Consider the following 16,346-nt stretch of genomic DNA (forward strand, 5'->3'; position numbering starts at 1 on the left):
GTGTGAATCTCCCTGTACAAACGGATGAACGCCAGCCAAAGCAGCACATTCATGTGCCGGATGAGTGGTTTGTCTCGAATCATGAAAAAAATCGAGAAGCCGATTCGGTCAAGCGGCCGAGTTTGTCATACACGCAGGATGCTTGGAGGAGGCTGAAGAAAAATAAATTAGCGATGGCGGGACTCTTTATTCTTTTATTTCTATTTGTCATGGCAGTAATCGGGCCCCTTTTATCACCCCATAGTGTCGCGCGCCAATCGCTGACCGAGCAAAATCTCCCGCCATCAGCCGATCATTGGTTCGGCACCGATGAGCTTGGCCGGGATGTGTTTACACGAACATGGTACGGAGCGAGGATTTCGTTATTTGTCGGAGTCATGGCAGCGCTGATTGATTTTGTGATTGGGGTCATTTATGGAGGTGTTGCGGGCTATAAAGGCGGCAGGACTGACAGCATTATGATGCGAATTATCGAAGTGCTGTACGGCCTACCGTATCTCCTTGTTGTCATTTTGCTGATGGTGCTGATGGGGCCGGGACTGGGCACCATTATTGTGGCGCTGACTGTGACCGGATGGGTCGGCATGGCGAGAATTGTAAGAGGACAGGTGCTACAGATTAAAAATAATGAATACGTACTCGCATCGAAAACCTTTGGTGCGAGAACCTTTCGCATCATCCGGAAGAATCTGCTGCCGAATACAATGGGAGCGATCATCGTACAAATGACATTAACCGTACCTGCCGCTATATTCGCAGAATCATTTTTAAGCTTTCTCGGCCTCGGCATACAGGCTCCGTTTGCAAGCTGGGGTGTGATGGCGAATGACGGTCTGCCTACGATTTTGTCTGGGCATTGGTGGCGCTTATTTTTTCCGGCCTTTTTCATCTCCTTGACGATGTATGCGTTTAATGTACTTGGGGACGGATTACAGGATGCGCTCGACCCTAAGCTGAGGAGGTAGCTGTATGGAAAAAGTTCTGTCAGTCAAAAATCTGCACGTTTCTTTTACGACTTACGGCGGGACGGTTCAGGCAGTCAGAGGGGTGAGCTTTGATTTGTATCAAGGTGAGACCTTTGCGATTGTCGGCGAATCCGGCTGCGGCAAAAGCGTTACTTCCCAAAGCATCATGGGCTTGCTTCCGCCCTATTCAGCCAAAGTGACGGACGGCAGTATTCTATATAAAAACAAAGACCTTTGCCGTCTCTCTGACAAAGAAATGAGAAGCATTAGGGGAGCCGACATTTCTATGATTTTTCAAGACCCGATGACAGCGTTAAACCCGACGCTGACTGTCGGAGATCAGCTGGGGGAAGCGCTCCTGCGCCATAAGAACATGAGCAAAAAGGCGGCGAGGGAAGAAGTGCTTTCCATGCTGTCATTGGTCGGCATTCCAGATCCCGAAGAGCGGCTCAAACAGTATCCCCACCAATTCAGCGGCGGCATGAGACAGCGGATTGTCATTGCGATGGCGCTGATTTGCGAGCCTGATATATTAATCGCAGACGAACCGACCACCGCTCTTGACGTGACCATTCAGGCACAGATTTTGGAGCTGTTTAAAGAGATTCAGAGAAAAACGAATGTGTCTGTCATTCTGATTACACACGATTTAGGGGTCGTTGCCCAGGTTGCTGACAGAGTTGCAGTTATGTATGCCGGTAAAATGGCGGAGATCGGCACGAGAAAAGATATTTTTTATCAGCCGCAGCACCCTTATACCAAAGGGCTGCTGAACTCTGTCCCGCGGTTGGATATGGAGGGCGCGGAGCTGATTCCGATTGACGGAACGCCGCCGGATTTATTTTCACCTCCACCAGGCTGCCCATTTGCTGCCCGATGTCCGAACAGGATGATCGTGTGTGACAGGGTATACCCGGGCCAGACCATCAGATCTGACACGCACACCGTCAACTGTTGGCTGCAGGATCAACGGGCTGAACATGCCATGCTGTCCGGAGGTGCGAAGGATTGATCATGAAGGGGGAAGAGGATGAAAAGAGTGAAAAAGCTATGGGGAATGGGCCTTGCATTAGGACTTTCGTTTGCGCTGATGGGATGTACAGCGAACGAACAGGCCGGAAAGGAAAACGGTCATGATAAGGCAAAAACCAGCGGGGAAAAGGTGCTATATGTAAATAACGAAAATGAACCGACTTCGTTCGATCCGCCGATCGGTTTTAATAATGTGTCGTGGCAGCCGTTAAATAACATCATGGAGGGGCTGACGCGTCTCGGCAAGGAGAATGAGCCTGAACCGGCAATGGCGGAAAAGTGGTCTGTATCAAAAGATAAAAAAACCTACACATTTACGATTCGGGAAAATGCGAAATGGACAAACGGAGATCCGGTAACGGCCGGAGACTTTGAATACGCGTGGAAACGGATGCTTGATCCGAAAAAAGGCGCTTCATCTGCGTTTCTCGGCTACTTTATTGAAGGCGGCGAAGCATATAACAGCGGGAAAGGGAAAAAAGACGATGTGAAGGTGACGGCAAAGGATGATCGAACCCTGGAAGTAACCCTTGAAGCGCCGCAAAAATATTTTCTCAGCGTCGTATCCAATCCGGCGTATTTTCCGGTAAATGAAAAGGTCGATAAAGAAAATCCGAAGTGGTTTGCTGAGGCGGATACATTTGTCGGGAATGGTCCGTTTAAGCTGACGGAATGGAAGCATGATGACAGCATCACCATGGAGAAAAGCGACACGTATTGGGATAAAGACACCGTGAAGCTTGATAAGGTGAAATGGGCGATGGTCAGTGACAGAAATACAGATTACCAGATGTTTCAGTCTGGGGAACTGGATACCGCTTACGTCCCTGCTGAGTTAAGCGATCAGCTGCTTGACCAGGACAACGTCAGTATTGTTGACCAGGCGGGCCTCTATTTCTACCGGTTTAATGTGAACATGGAGCCATTCCAAAATGAAAACATCAGAAAAGCCTTTGCGATGGCTGTCGATCAGGAGGAAATTGTAAAATACGTCACGAAAAATAACGAAAAACCTGCGCACGCCTTTGTATCGCCTGGATTTACGCAGCCTGACGGCAAGGATTTCCGTGAAGCGGGCGGAGACCTGGTCACGCCAAATGAAAGCAAAGCGAAGCTGCTGCTGGAAAAGGGCATGAAGGAAGAAAACTATGATAGGCTTCCTGCGATTACTCTTACTTACAGCACAAAGCCGGAGCATAAAAAGATTGCCGAGGCGATCCAGCAAAAATTGAAAAATACTCTAGGAGTCGATGTGAAGCTGGCCAATATGGAATGGAACGTATTTTTAGAGGATCAAAAAGCGCTCAAATTCCAATTCTCTCAAAGCTCATTTTTGCCTGACTACGCGGACCCTATCAGTTTTCTGGAAGCCTTCCAAACAGGGAATTCGATGAACCGCACAGGCTGGGCCAATAAAGAATACGATCAGCTGATCAAGCGGGCGAAACATGAAGCTGATGAAAAAACGCGTTTCTCCCTAATGCATCAAGCGGAAAAGCTGCTGGTCAATGAAGCGCCGATTATTCCGGTTTATTTCTATAACCAGGTCAACCTGCAAAACGAAAATGTAAAGGGGATCGTCCGGCATCCTGTCGGCTATATCGATTTAAAATGGGCAGATAAAAACTGACGCCGGCGATTGAGAAAATACTGCTTCTTTATGTGAAGGGAGCGGTATTTTTTCTCTTTCTTCCACGTATACGTAGGGTGCAGAGCAAATGAAAGGAGGGATTCAGTTGAATCACAAGCCGAAAGCGCTGAAAAAGGGTGATACAGTCGGAGTAATCGCGCCTGCAAGCCCGCCGGATTCAAAAAAGCTTGACACCGCGCTTTTATTTTTAAAAGAGCTCGGACTGCAGGTGAAATTGGGCAAGGCACTGAAAAACCAGCACGGCTACTTAGCGGGACAGGATGATGAGCGGCTGGCTGATCTTCATGAGATGTTCAGAGACGAGGAGGTAAAAGCAGTGCTGTGCGCATGCGGGGGTTTTGGGACAGGACGTATCGCCGCTGGCATTGATTACAGCTTAATCCGCAAACATCCTAAAATCTTTTGGGGATACAGCGATATTACATTTTTACATACTGCCATCCATCAAAACACAGGTCTTGTCACCTTCCATGGCCCGATGCTCAGCTCAGATATTGGCCTCGACGACGTTCATCCGCTGACAAAAGCGTCGTATGAGCAGCTCTTCCAAGAGACGGAATTTACCTATACAGAAGAGCTTTCTCCGCTGACCGTGCTTGTTCCCGGAAAAGCGGAAGGCGAGCTTGTCGGAGGAAATCTCTCTTTACTGACATCTACGCTGGGCACGCCGTTTGAAATTGATACGAGAGGCAAGCTTCTGTTTTTTGAAGATATTGACGAGGAGCCATACCAAATTGACCGGATGCTGAATCAGCTGAAAATGGCAGGAAAGCTGACGGATGCAGCCGGAATTCTTGTTTGTGATTTTCACAACTGTGTCCCGGTGAAGAGGGAGAAATCATTGTCGCTTGAGCAGGTGTTTGATGACTATATTGTATCGGCCGGCAAGCCTGCTCTGAGAGGATTTAAAATCGGCCACTGCTCACCGAGTTTTGCCGTTCCGATCGGTGTCCGAGCTACTATGAGTACTGCACAAAAAACAGTCGTCATCGAGGCGGGCGTCTCAGAAGGGGCGCTGAAGCCATGAAAATCACGCGAATAGAAACAAACCGAATCGCCGTACCGCTGACAAAGCCGTTTAGAACCGCGCTTCGCACTGTGCATACAGCTGAATCGGTCATCGTCAGGATCACTTATGACAGCGGCGCAATCGGATGGGGAGAAGCACCCCCGACGATTGTAATTACAGGAGACAGCATGGACAGCATTGAAAGTGCAATTCACGATGTCTTGAAGCCGGCACTGCTTGGGAAAAGCTTGTCCGGCTATGAGGCTATTCTGCATGACATACAGCATCTTCTTACAGGAAACCAGAGCGCTAAGTCAGCTGTGGAAATGGCGGTATACGACGGTTGGGCGCAGATGTGCGGACTGCCGCTTTATCAAATGCTCGGCGGATACCAAGATACGCTGGAAACAGATTATACCGTCAGTGTCAACTCACCTGTAGAGATGGCAGCGGATGCCGAGAATTATCTCAAAAAAGGCTTTCAGACGCTGAAAATAAAGGTCGGGAAAGATGATATCGCAACAGATATCGCGCGTATCCAAGAAATCAGAAAACGTGTCGGGTCAGCCGTGAAACTTCGACTAGACGCCAATCAGGGGTGGACGCCGAAGGAAGCGGTAACTGCTATTCGGAAAATGGAGGATGCCGGCCTTGGCATAGAGCTTGTCGAACAGCCTGTCCATAAAGATGATCTTGCTGGGCTTAAAAAGGTGACGGATGCGACAGACACACCGATTATGGCTGATGAAAGTGTTTTTACGCCGCGGCAGGCGTTCGAAATTCTTCAAACCCGGAGCGCTGACTTGATTAATATTAAGTTGATGAAAGCGGGCGGCATTAGCGGAGCAGAGAAAATCAATGCCATGGCTGAAGCGTGCGGAGTAGAGTGCATGGTCGGCAGCATGATCGAAACGAAGCTGGGCATTACGGCCGCGGCGCATTTTGCGGCAAGCAAAAGAAACATCACACGCTTTGATTTTGATGCGCCGCTGATGCTGAAAACAGATGTCATCAAAGGTGGCATAACATACAGCGGCAGCAAGATTGCGATGCCTGACAGACCAGGACTCGGAATCACTGGAGCTGCGCTTTTGAAAGGGGAAATAGAGCAATGATGCACACTGTCATATCAGCAGTAGCCAATATCTGGACAGCGCCTGATTCACCTCGTCCATCTGATCAAGCGATGCTTCGTCCTGCCGTATTGATCAGAGACTGGCTGGAGGGCATGACGTATGAGGAGCGGCTTGGATTATGTACAGATAATGTGATCCAAACTCAGGTTCTCTTTGGCGAAAAGGTACTGGTGACGGCGGAACAGGGTGAATGGGTTTCTGTAATCGTGCCGAGCCAGCCATCCCGAAAAGATCCACGCGGATATCCGGGCTGGATGAAAAAGAACCAGCTGAAAAAAACAAGTCCCATCCATACGCAAAAAGATGTCATGATCAGCAAACCTGCTGCTTTTTTGTACAAAAGAAATGGAGAAAAGGAGATCGAACTGAGCTTTTTGACAGTTCTTCCCCTCATTGCAGAAGAAAACGGATATTTTAAGGTTTCGACCGTTTTAGGGGAAAGGTTTGTGAAGCAAACTGATGCAGTGCCTGTTCGCGAACAGAAAGGGACTGCTGAAGACATTATTCAAACGGGGGCATTTTTTCTCGGGCTTCCCTACCTGTGGGGAGGGATCAGCGGGTTTGGGTTTGATTGCTCCGGGTTTATGTACAGTATATTTAAGGCCAATGGATACAGCATCCCCCGTGATGCAGAAGATCAGGCAAAGGCGGGGGAGGAAATCCCGCTTGATGATATGAAAGCCGGTGACCTGCTGTTTTTCGCTTATGAGGAAGGAAAAGGTGCGATTCACCACGTCGGTCTGTCCGTCGGCGACGGAAAAATGCTTCATTCTCCAAAGACGGGAAAATCAATTGAAATCCTTACATTAAAAGAGACAATCTATGAAAAAGAACGATGTGCGGTGCGCCGCTGTTTTTCAGAATAAGGAGGGAGACAAATGACGCCACTGCCTTTGTTAGAAGTCAGCCAGCTGAAAATGCATTTTGACGCAGGAAAAAAGCGGACAGTCAAAGCCGTCGACGGGGTCACCTTTCAGATTCATGAAGGAGAAACGTTTGGGTTAGTCGGTGAATCAGGGTGCGGGAAATCAACCTTGGGGAGAGTGCTGATGCGCCTTTATCAGCCAACAGAAGGAAGTGTGAAATACCGCGGCACCAACCTCCACTCACTGAGTGAGAAAGAGCAGTTTGCCTTTAACCGCAAACTGCAAATGATTTTTCAGGATCCTTATGCTTCACTGAACCCGCGCATGACCGTTCGAGAAATCATTTTGGAGCCGATGGAAATTCACAACCTTTACAATACCCACAAAGCGCGGCTTCTCGTCGTGGACGAGCTGCTTGATGCAGTGGGTCTTCACCCTGATTTTGGCAGCCGTTACCCCCATGAATTCAGCGGCGGACAGAGACAAAGAATCGGGATTGCCAGAGCACTGTCGCTGAATCCTGAATGTATCGTGGCAGACGAACCGATTTCTGCACTTGATGTCTCGGTTCAAGCGCAGGTGGTGAATCTGCTGAAGCGGCTTCAAAAAGAGAAAGGGCTCACGTTTTTATTTATTGCGCATGACCTTTCGATGGTGAAGCATATCAGTGACAGGATCGGTGTTATGTACTTAGGGCACATGATGGAAATTACAGAGAGCGGCACCTTGTATCGCGAACCGCTGCATCCCTATACAAAGGCGCTTTTGTCCTCGATTCCGATTCCTGACCCTGAATTGGAGGACAAGCGTGAGCGGATCCTCTTAAAAGGGGAGCTGCCGAGCCCGGTTAATCCGCCGAGCGGCTGCGTGTTTCGGACCCGCTGTCCGGAGGCGATGCCTGAATGCGGGGAATCCCGTCCCCACCTTCAGGAAATTGAAGCAGGCCGATTTGTCGCCTGCCATTTGTATCGAAATGCTGAGACGACAGAAAAGGTGAGATAATTAAAGAAAGACTGGCTCCGGCGCCAGTCTTTGCTTCTATAATTGATGTAAAAATTTCACACAAACGGGATAAGGGACAGAGACAGTTGATGGAAGCACTGTCAATCGGCCGGTTTCTTTGTCTCTTTCAAACAGGACAAGGTTGCCTGTTTCTTCATTTGAAGCGATAAGGAATCCTTCCGTTGGATCAAAGACAAAGTCCCGAGGCCAGTTTCCTTCTGTCGAAACTCTTTCCACGAAAGACAGCTCGCCTGAATATTGATTCACTTCGAATACAGCGATACTGTCATGGCCGCGGTTTGCAACGTAAACAAAACGGCCGTCCTGTGTGACATGAATGGCGCTTCCCTGGCTGTTATCTGTAAAATCATCAGGGATGGCAGAGACGGCTTGGATTTCTGTAAATTCGCCGGCTGTCGGATTGTATTCAAGCGCAATCACTTCATTGCTTAATTCTGTCATCACATAAGCGTATTTTTCTTTTGGATGAAAAGCGATATGGCGAGGTCCTGCGCCGGGAGCGAAGGAATGGCTTCCTGATTCAGCTAATACGCCGTTTTTCAGCTTATAGGTGTACAGCTTATCTGTACCTAAATCAACCGCTACCACATAATTGTGTTCAGGTGTGAACCCCGCATAGTGTGTATGCGGTTTTTCTTGTCTTTCGTGCGGTCCTTTTCCTGTGTGAGCGGCTTCTGAAGCAGGTGATACCAAGCTTCCATCTTCCTGAACCGGAAAAGCGTGCACCTTCCCACTGTGATAATTGGCAGTCAGTACGAACTGATTTTGATCATCGATGCTTACGTGGCATGGCGATGGCCCATCAATTAACTGATGATTCAGAAATGTTAATTCACCGCTGTGTTTATCGATTTGATAGGCAGCAACTCCGCCTTGGCCGTCTGCTTTTTCAATTGAATAAAGAATGGTGTTGTCTTTATTCGGCGTTACATATGTCGGGTTGCCCAGCTTAGCGGCAAGCTTTGGCTGGCTGAGCGTTTTATTCTCAGTATCAAGCTCAAATGAATAAATCCCTTCGCTTCCGCCTTTTGTATAAGTTCCGACATATCCTATGTACTTTGTCATGCGATTTCCCCCTTAAAATGATGTCATCTCTATATTAACGTATCTTGATAAAATAAGCTGTTCAAAACATGAAATAGGGGAATTTCTTCACTCGCCGCGGATCAACGGCAGCGTACAGCATCTGAAGGAGCCGCCTGATTTAATAATTTCTGATAGGTCAATTTCGATGATATGATAGCCTCTTTTCGATAGCTGTTGATTGACATGGCGGTTGCAAGGGAGGCTGATAATCGTTTTTCTCCCGATTGAAAGCACATTGGTGCCAAGCGTAAATTGTTCGTCCTCGGGCACTTCAATGAGATCATAACGTTTTTCAAGCATATGAACTGCCTCTGGCTGAAGGGCATTAGGATAAATTAACGCTTCGGTTTCAGATACGATGTTAAATACGCAGTCCAAATGCAGAAATTTTTCATGCAGCTGCACTGGAACGACTGTATATTCAGGCAGCTCCTCTTTTAGCTGGCCGATGGCTGACATGTCGGTGCGCTGGCTGATACCGACGTAGACGATATCCTTATCAATAATGACGTCACCGCCTTCGATGCTCGTATTAAGCATACGGGTATAAGAAATGCCTTGCCTGTGAAATAGATCTTTTATGATGGCTTCTTCCCCTTGGCGAATCGGTTCAGTCATGCTTGAGAGGAAGGCTTTTTTTCCTATGACAAACCCTATGTCCCTAGTGAAGACCTGCTCAGGGAGCCCGTCACGAGCTGGCAAAAGAATGACTTCAATGTTGTGTGACCTGAGTGCTTGAACAAAGCGCCTGTGCTGATCGGCAGCGGTTTTGACATGAATATTGTCATCTTCAAAATGTTTTTGGGTTTCGTTTATGACATCTTTTATGGTCATGTGCTCGGGACTGCATAAAACGACTTTCTGAAGTGTGCCGTATTCCGTTCGGCATACGGTTTTGTGCTGGTGTTTCGGGATGGATACGTCCATTTGTTTTTTCCTCCTGATCGTGTGAGAATACATTTATTATTTCCTCATCGTGAAAATCATTAAACCTTTTATAAAGAGAGAAATCCTGACAGACAAAGTATTTTAAATTTTAGACAAATGGCAGAGAATATTGTTTAATAGGAGAATATGCGTGCATTTAACTAAACGATCAGACATCAAAGGGGAGAAAGATATGGAAACACCGGAAACAAGATTTTGTAAAGAGTCAAAGGTTGTAAAAACCAGCAGGGTGTTCCCGCTTGATACAAACAACCATAATACGCTGTTTGGCGGAAAATTAATGAGCTACATCGACGACATTGCTTCTATTTCTGCGGCTCGCCATTGCAGACGCGAAACAGTAACTGCTTCGATGGATTCTGTCGATTTTTTGAAGCCAATCGGGCAACAGGATTCTGTTTGCTTGGAGTCATATGTGACATGGGTCGGCACATCTTCTATGGAGGTGTTTGTAAAAGTCATTAAGGAGCACCTGATGACTGGCGAAAGGGAGCTCGCTGCGACATCCTTTTTGACATTTGTCGCATTAGATTCAAATGGCAAGCCGGTGCCTGTACCGAGAGTTATACCGGAAACAGAAGAAGAAATCATGCTGCATAATACAGCGGTTCAGCGCGCCAATGAACGAAAGAACCGCAAAAAACACAGCCAGGCGCTTGCAAATGCGCTCGGAACTGAAAAGCCTTGGTAAACATTACACCCAAAACGTATGTTGTTTTGGGTTTTTTTGTGCTCTTCTTTTTTCCGATGGGGATATACAATGGTTAGTCCGTTTTTGCTAGGAGATTCTCTAAAAAAGCAACAATTGTCACGGTAAATTGATAATTTTATGACAACTTTATTAAAGATTCATTTAAGATATATCTTTTATTTGTGAGATCATGTATTTTAAAGATATATTTTAAATGCATCTTTTTTGAAAGGATTGTATACAATGTTACATAATAAAACAATCAAAATCATTAAAAGCACTGTACCCGTATTACAACAGCATGGAGAAACCATCACTGGCCGTTTTTACGATCTGATGTTTCAAAACCATCCCGAGCTCTTGAATATTTTTAATCAAACCAACCAAAAGAAGAAAACGCAGCGCACTGCACTTGCAAATGCCGTTATCGCAGCTGCGGCGAATATTGACCAGCTTGGAAAAATCATTCCAATCGTCAAACAAATCGGCCATAAGCACCGCAGTATTGGAATTAAGGCTGAACATTACCCGATCGTTGGAAAATATTTGATGCTTGCGATTAAAGACGTTCTGGGAGAGACTGCGACACCTGTCATTATGCAGGCATGGGAGAAAGCGTACGGAGTAATCGCTGACGCGTTCATCGAAATGGAAAAAGAAATGTATGAGCAGGCGGAGCAGCAAAGTGGCGGCTGGAAAGAGTATAAGCCGTTCGTCATCACGAAAAAAGTACGGGAAAGCACAGAAATTACATCCTTCTATCTGAAGCCGGAAGACGGCAAGCCGTTACCTGATTTTCATGCAGGGCAGTATATCAGCATTAAAGTGCAGATTCCTGATTCTGAATATACGCAAATCCGTCAATACAGCCTGTCAGATATGCCGGGAAAAGACTATTATCGAATTTCAGTGAAGAAAGACGGTGTCGTGTCTTCCTACTTACACGATGGACTGGATGAGGGAGATTCAGTAGAGATCAGCGCACCGGCAGGGGGCTTTGTTTTAGATGCTTCATCACAAAAAGATCTCGTTCTGATCAGTGCCGGAGTTGGCATTACACCAATGATCAGCATGCTGAAAACGTCTGTTTCCAAGCAGCCTGAACGGCAGATTCTGTTCATTCATGCCGCGAAAAACAGTGAGTATCACGCATTGCGCCATGAGGTGGAAGAAGTGGCAAACCATTTTCCTGTCAAGACAGCATTTGTGTATCGCGAGCCGACAGAGGAAGACCGTGCAGGTGATCTTCAATTTCATGAAGGACAGATTGACCAGCAGTTTCTAAAAAAACTAATTGCCAATACAGGTGCGGATTATTATATTTGCGGCTCACAGTCATTTATTACAACAATGCATAAACTTGTCTCAAACCTTGGATCAGCACCGGAATCTATCCATTATGAGCTGTTTGGCCCGCAATTAAGCATGGCACAGCCCGTTTGATATCACATACATGAAACTCTTCTCCTTTCAGAGAAGAGTGTTTTATTGAAATAGAAGAAGGCGGACAACGCCTTCTTCTACATCCGGACAATTACTGACCCGCCTCCGCCGTTGGTGCATACATGGTTTTGCTGTTCTTGCATCGTTCTCAGCAATTCATTGTTTATCTCAATCGCTCTAATTAATTGCTCCATTTTCAGTTCTAAACCGGCAAGCCTATCAATTGTCTGCTGTTGCTGATAGCCTACGGGATGCGAAGCCGATGGCACATCATAGGGCCAATGGGGATTCGTCTTCTGATTCTTCATACTGTACCTCCATTCTATGTTGCTTACAATTATGGTATGTGCCTAAGTAATACACGTTCGCCTATTTATAACACTGAAAATAGGTGGGATGTATAGCGCTTCTGTCTCTGGGCAAAATAGGCTCACTATGACTAGCATGATGGAGGTAAAGATCAGTGTTATGGATGATATGGGCATTTTTACTGAAGCCAGTTATCGTATTTTCGATTGCGTATATTCTGTTTCGGCTTGCCGGTAAAAAAGCCGTGTCACAAATGAACAATTTTGATCTGCTTTTAACCTTCGCAATCGGAACCATTATCAGTGAGCCGATTCTTACATCCAGGATGCCGATGTCCATTTATTACGCAGGCTCTTTTTTGGTGCTTTATCTTCTGATGAGCAAGCTCTCTCTTTCTAATAAATGGCGCTGGTTGCTGGTCGTAAGCCCGACTGTCTTAATCCGAAACGGGGATATTGATGAACGCGGACTGCGTAAAGAAAGGCTGACGGTTAATGAACTGCTTGGAAAACTAAGGGAAAAGGGCTATGCCGATCCGGCTGACATTGATCTTGCTATCATTGAAGAAACGGGGGAAGTAAGCGTTATCCCAAAAGAAGATGCGAGAGCGGTACAGGTGCGGGATTTGAATATGGAAGCTGAACGGAACTTTATCCCGATTCCTCTCATACTCGACGGCGAAATCCTTGATCATAATTTGAAATATCTCCAAAAAAACCGAACCTGGCTGTTTGAGAAGCTTGAGGAAAAAGGATACAGCCCAAAACTGCTCTCTTCGATCACGCTTGGCACGACGAATGCCCGCGGTGATATATCGCTTGATTTACATACCTCAAACGAACCGCGGCATGATCCTTATTTATATAAACCGGGAAATAACAATTAAGATTGCTCTCTATTTTTAACGAGAGTTTTTTTCGTTTTTAAAGGGGATTTTTTGTTTGGTGTCTAATGTACCTAGTTAGGAGGGGGAACTGAACATGAGGGACTTATTCATTAGAAACGACATGGCGCCGACGGTCAGTCTGTTGTATTCTACAGTGGAAGAAAACAGTCTCCATCTGACTTCTATCGTAAGTCACATGACACACAATGAACTTTACTATAAGGGGCGCTGCCAAACAAAAAACTGCATTGCTCAGCTTTTGCACCATCTCACAAATGTAGATATCAGATGGGTCTGGCGTATCAAGGAAAACCGGATACCAGATCATATTGAAGAGGTATACGGCCCGATGACAGATGATAGCGGACGGCTGTCTGAACCGGAGAATCAGCCCGGATTAGATGACCTCTTGAAAAGACATCGGCATGTGGTAAATGAGCTGAAATTGGTATGTTACACCTTAACTAAAAATGATTTGCATCAGCCGCTTTCTTACGACGATGACACCGCGACCATAAGGTGGGGCATTTGGCATATGGCGGATCATAACCGCTATCATCAAGCACATATCGAAGCCCTCAAAAAAGAATGGAAGCAGGATGTGGCGAAATATGAGCGCTAAAACGAAGCTTGTGACCGATCGAATTCGTTTGCGCTGTATGGAAGATTGTGATCAAGCCTCTTTGTTTGAACTTTTTAACGATCCTGACGTCATGAAATATTATTCCGGTTTAAAAGATAAGAGGCAAACCCGCGAGTGGATCAGTTGGAACAAAAGAAATGAAAAAGGGTACGGCGTCAGTCTGTGGATCGCCGAAGATAAGCGGACAGGGGACTTTTTAGGGCAATGCGGCATTGTTCCTCAGCAGGTCGAAAATCAAACAGTAATGGAAATCGGCTATATGTTTGCCCGCCGCCACTGGGGGAACGGCTATGCGCAAGAAGCGGCTCGAGCCTGCCTGGACTATGGCTTCAACGCGCGGCAGTTCGGCACAATTGCGGCTTTGATTGACCCTAATAACAAAGCGTCCATACGAGTAGCGGAGAAAATTGGCATGATTTATGATAGAACGATTAAAAAATGGAATAAACCAATCGCAGTATATGAAAGAAAATCTTACAATTGAAAGAAAGAACCAAGTTATAGTATCATGATGTCAGGTAACGTTTTCTAGGGTTCCGCGTGTCAATGGACATGGCCTGGTCCGAGAGAAAACACATACGCGTAAATAGAGGCGTGTATGCACACGGAGGGAAAAAAGCCCGGGAGAGTCAATCTCATGAGAGACGACTGTCCGGGGTTTTTTTGTTTTCGGGGAATCTTACGAAAGGAATGACTTGAAATGAAATGGGGATTAGTCGTGCTTGCCGCCGTTTTTGAGGTTGTTTGGGTGGTAGGCTTAAAGCATGCTGACTCAGTTTTAACATGGAGCGGCACTGCCATCGGCATTATAGTCAGCTTTTATCTTTTAATGAAGGCGACAAACAGTCTGCCTGTCGGAACCGTGTATGCCGTCTTTACCGGACTTGGCACGGCAGGAACAGTACTGAGTGAAATCATTCTGTTTCATGAGCCGGTTGGATGGCCGAAGCTTTTGTTAATCGGCGTGCTCTTAGTCGGTGTCATCGGGTTGAAGCTTGTGACACAGGATGAGACAGAGGAAAAAGGAGGCGAGGCATAATGCTGCACTGGATCAGTTTATTGTGCGCAGGCTGTTTGGAGATGGCCGGCGTGGCCCTTATGAATCAATATGCGAAGGAAAAAAGCGTGAAATGGGTGCTGTTGATCATTGTTGGTTTTGCCGCTTCATTTTCCTTGCTGTCGTATGCAATGGAAACCATTCCAATGGGCACGGCTTACGCTGTCTGGACAGGTATTGGCACCGCCGGCGGAGCGCTTGTCGGTATCCTCTTTTACAAAGAGCCGAAGGACGCCAAACGCATCTTTTTTATCGCTTTGATTTTATGTTCAGCGGTTGGTTTAAAAATTCTGTCATAAATTGATTTTTATCAAATCTTCAGTATAATGGATAAATAGTTTAGACTTACAAAGATAAGAGGGATTATTCATGAAATCATATATGACACAGCGGTTGAACGAATACCGTGACGGAAATGAGGATAAAGGGCGTCTTTTGGTCAGCTGTCCCGATCAGCCGGGTATCGTCTCTGCGGTTTCCGCGTTTTTATTTGAACACGGCGCCAATATTATAGAATCCAATCAATATACGACAGACCCTGAAGGCGGCCGATTCTTCCTGAGAATCGAATTCGACTGCGAGGGCATTCGTGAGAAAAAAGAAACACTGCAGGATGCGTTTGCGTCTGTTGCGGAAACATTCGACATGACATGGAGTTTAACATTAGCAAACGAGCTGAAGCGTGTCGCCATTTTTGTCTCAAAGGAGCTTCACTGCCTGCATGAGCTGATTTGGGAATGGCAAACCGGCAACCTTATGGCGGAAATTGCTGTTGTCATCAGCAACCATGAGGAAGCGAGAGAACTGGTTGAACGGCTGAACATTCCTTTCCACTATATGAAAGCAAACAAAGACATCAGAGCGGAAGTCGAAAAGAAGCAGCTTGAACTGCTTGAGCAATATGAGATTGATACGATCGTGCTTGCGCGCTATATGCAGATCTTAACCCCTGACTTTGTTTCGGCTCATCCGAATCGCATCATTAATATTCACCACTCGTTCTTGCCTGCTTTTATCGGTGCGAATCCGTACAAACGGGCTTACGAGCGCGGCGTCAAACTGATCGGAGCGACATCTCACTATGTCACAAACGATCTTGATGAAGGGCCGATCATTGAACAGGATATTGAGCGCGTGGACCACCGTGACAATACGGAAGCGCTAAAAAACATTGGAAGAACAATTGAACGCAGCGTGCTTGCCCGTGCTGTAAAATGGCATTTGGAAGACCGCGTCATCGTTCACGAAAATAAAACAATCGTCTTTAATTAGACTGCAAGATGCCCGCGCCATGCGGGCTCTTTTTGGTCACAAAAAACCTTGACAAGTGTCCCTTTTCTTTGCATAATATAAAAAAATCATTGAGCGTTGAAGAGGATTAGTAAGCAGACCTTTCTGTGACAGAGAGCAAAATGAATCGCTGAAACATTTTGCCGCATGAAACCTGCCGAACCTGCCTTGGAGTCTTAGGGGGAAAACCTAGGCGCGTAACCTGGCGTTACAGGAAAGCGGAACGTGCATAAGCGCGTTCAATCAAGGTGGTACCACGGAAACCCATTTCGTCCTTATGAATCAGGATGAAATGGGTTTTTTATTGTAAG

Annotated in this window: 18 protein-coding genes, 1 riboswitch and 1 other annotated feature; of the genes, 15 read left to right on the forward strand and 3 right to left on the reverse strand. The window is 46.4% G+C overall.

Annotated features, from left to right (window positions below; translation table 11 throughout):
• The first annotated feature begins 2 nt into the window (after positions 1-2).
• The 7 genes from dppC to Q3W56_RS05355 all read left to right on the forward strand — a co-directional run bounded on the left by dppC (position 3) and on the right by Q3W56_RS05355 (position 7,661).
• Positions 3-965 (forward strand): dipeptide ABC transporter permease DppC, encoded by a 963-nt coding sequence (gene dppC / locus Q3W56_RS05325; protein WP_019714121.1) that lies wholly within the window; start codon positions 3-5, stop codon positions 963-965.
• Between the two features lie 4 nt (positions 966-969).
• Positions 970-1,977, forward strand: coding sequence for a dipeptide ABC transporter ATP-binding subunit DppD (dppD, locus tag Q3W56_RS05330; RefSeq protein WP_019714122.1), 1,008 nt, complete (start codon positions 970-972; stop codon positions 1,975-1,977).
• A gap of 18 nt (positions 1,978-1,995) precedes the next feature.
• Positions 1,996-3,627 carry a dipeptide ABC transporter substrate-binding protein DppE gene (gene dppE / locus Q3W56_RS05335; protein WP_302894745.1) on the forward strand — a complete coding sequence of 544 codons (1,632 nt, stop codon included), beginning with the start codon at positions 1,996-1,998 and terminating at the stop codon, positions 3,625-3,627.
• Between the two features lie 88 nt (positions 3,628-3,715).
• Entirely contained in the window at positions 3,716-4,675 is a 960-nt protein-coding gene (locus Q3W56_RS05340) for a S66 peptidase family protein (RefSeq protein WP_302894746.1), read from the forward strand.
• Positions 4,672-5,772, forward strand: a complete 1,101-nt coding sequence (ykfB, locus tag Q3W56_RS05345) for an L-Ala-D/L-Glu epimerase (RefSeq protein WP_302894747.1) — start codon at positions 4,672-4,674, stop codon at positions 5,770-5,772. The genes Q3W56_RS05340 and ykfB overlap by 4 nt, the downstream gene beginning before the upstream one ends.
• A complete protein-coding gene (gene eepC, locus Q3W56_RS05350) occupies positions 5,769-6,659 on the forward strand; it encodes a gamma-D-glutamyl-L-lysine dipeptidyl-peptidase (protein ID WP_302894748.1) in 891 nt (296 codons plus the stop codon). The genes ykfB and eepC overlap by 4 nt, the downstream gene beginning before the upstream one ends.
• 12 nt (positions 6,660-6,671) lie before the next feature.
• Complete coding sequence (locus tag Q3W56_RS05355; protein WP_268398190.1) at positions 6,672-7,661, forward strand: ABC transporter ATP-binding protein; 990 nt, start codon at positions 6,672-6,674, stop codon at positions 7,659-7,661.
• 36 nt (positions 7,662-7,697) lie between these two features.
• On the opposite strand, the gene pgl is transcribed toward Q3W56_RS05355, so the two are convergent.
• Entirely contained in the window at positions 7,698-8,747 is a 1,050-nt protein-coding gene (gene pgl / locus Q3W56_RS05360) for a 6-phosphogluconolactonase (RefSeq protein ID WP_302894749.1), read from the reverse strand.
• An 87-nt stretch (positions 8,748-8,834) separates the two neighbouring features.
• Complete coding sequence (locus Q3W56_RS05365) at positions 8,835-9,695, reverse strand: dimethylarginine dimethylaminohydrolase family protein (protein ID WP_302894750.1); 861 nt, start codon at positions 9,693-9,695, stop codon at positions 8,835-8,837.
• Between the two features lie 193 nt (positions 9,696-9,888).
• Here Q3W56_RS05365 and Q3W56_RS05370 point away from each other — a divergent pair, with 193 nt between their 5' ends.
• Together Q3W56_RS05370 and hmpA are read left to right on the forward strand one after the other, a co-directional pair.
• Positions 9,889-10,407, forward strand: coding sequence for an acyl-CoA thioesterase (locus Q3W56_RS05370; protein ID WP_302894779.1), 519 nt, complete (start codon positions 9,889-9,891; stop codon positions 10,405-10,407).
• Between the two features lie 243 nt (positions 10,408-10,650).
• Positions 10,651-11,850, forward strand: coding sequence for an NO-inducible flavohemoprotein (gene hmpA, locus Q3W56_RS05375; protein ID WP_302894751.1), 1,200 nt, complete (start codon positions 10,651-10,653; stop codon positions 11,848-11,850).
• Positions 11,851-11,927: 77 nt separating this feature from the next.
• Here hmpA and Q3W56_RS05380 read toward each other — a convergent pair whose 3' ends face one another.
• Positions 11,928-12,158 carry a hypothetical protein gene (locus Q3W56_RS05380; protein WP_302894752.1) on the reverse strand — a complete coding sequence of 77 codons (231 nt, stop codon included), beginning with the start codon at positions 12,156-12,158 and terminating at the stop codon, positions 11,928-11,930.
• A gap of 155 nt (positions 12,159-12,313) precedes the next feature.
• On the opposite strand from Q3W56_RS05380, the gene Q3W56_RS05385 reads away from it, so the two are divergent.
• The 6 genes from Q3W56_RS05385 (at position 12,314) to purU (ending at position 16,017) form a co-directional block, all read left to right on the forward strand.
• Positions 12,314-13,045 (forward strand): DUF421 domain-containing protein, encoded by a 732-nt coding sequence (locus tag Q3W56_RS05385; protein ID WP_302894753.1) that lies wholly within the window; start codon positions 12,314-12,316, stop codon positions 13,043-13,045.
• Between the two features lie 94 nt (positions 13,046-13,139).
• Positions 13,140-13,667 (forward strand): DinB family protein, encoded by a 528-nt coding sequence (locus Q3W56_RS05390; protein ID WP_302894754.1) that lies wholly within the window; start codon positions 13,140-13,142, stop codon positions 13,665-13,667.
• On the forward strand, positions 13,657-14,172 hold the full coding sequence (locus Q3W56_RS05395; RefSeq protein WP_032728172.1) for a GNAT family N-acetyltransferase: 516 nt from the start codon (positions 13,657-13,659) through the stop codon (positions 14,170-14,172). The genes Q3W56_RS05390 and Q3W56_RS05395 overlap by 11 nt, the downstream gene beginning before the upstream one ends.
• Positions 14,173-14,205: 33 nt before the next feature.
• Positions 14,206-14,317: riboswitch (guanidine-I (ykkC/yxkD leader) on the forward strand.
• A 71-nt stretch (positions 14,318-14,388) separates the two neighbouring features.
• Positions 14,389-14,727 (forward strand): multidrug efflux SMR transporter subunit YkkC, encoded by a 339-nt coding sequence (ykkC, locus tag Q3W56_RS05400; protein ID WP_268398195.1) that lies wholly within the window; start codon positions 14,389-14,391, stop codon positions 14,725-14,727.
• On the forward strand, positions 14,727-15,044 hold the full coding sequence (gene ykkD / locus Q3W56_RS05405) for a multidrug efflux SMR transporter subunit YkkD (protein ID WP_003218500.1): 318 nt from the start codon (positions 14,727-14,729) through the stop codon (positions 15,042-15,044). Before ykkC ends, ykkD begins: the two co-directional genes overlap by 1 nt.
• Before the next feature lie 70 nt (positions 15,045-15,114).
• The gene (gene purU, locus Q3W56_RS05410; protein WP_019714137.1) at positions 15,115-16,017 is read left to right on the forward strand and encodes a formyltetrahydrofolate deformylase; all 903 of its coding nucleotides are present in this window, start codon (positions 15,115-15,117) and stop codon (positions 16,015-16,017) included.
• Positions 16,018-16,104: 87 nt separating this feature from the next.
• Positions 16,105-16,315, forward strand: a binding site (T-box leader).
• Positions 16,316-16,346: the final 31 nt, after the last annotated feature.

It is taken from the genome of Bacillus sp. C28GYM-DRY-1 (genome assembly GCF_030519405.1).
Classification (GTDB): domain Bacteria; phylum Bacillota; class Bacilli; order Bacillales; family Bacillaceae; genus Bacillus; species Bacillus spizizenii_A.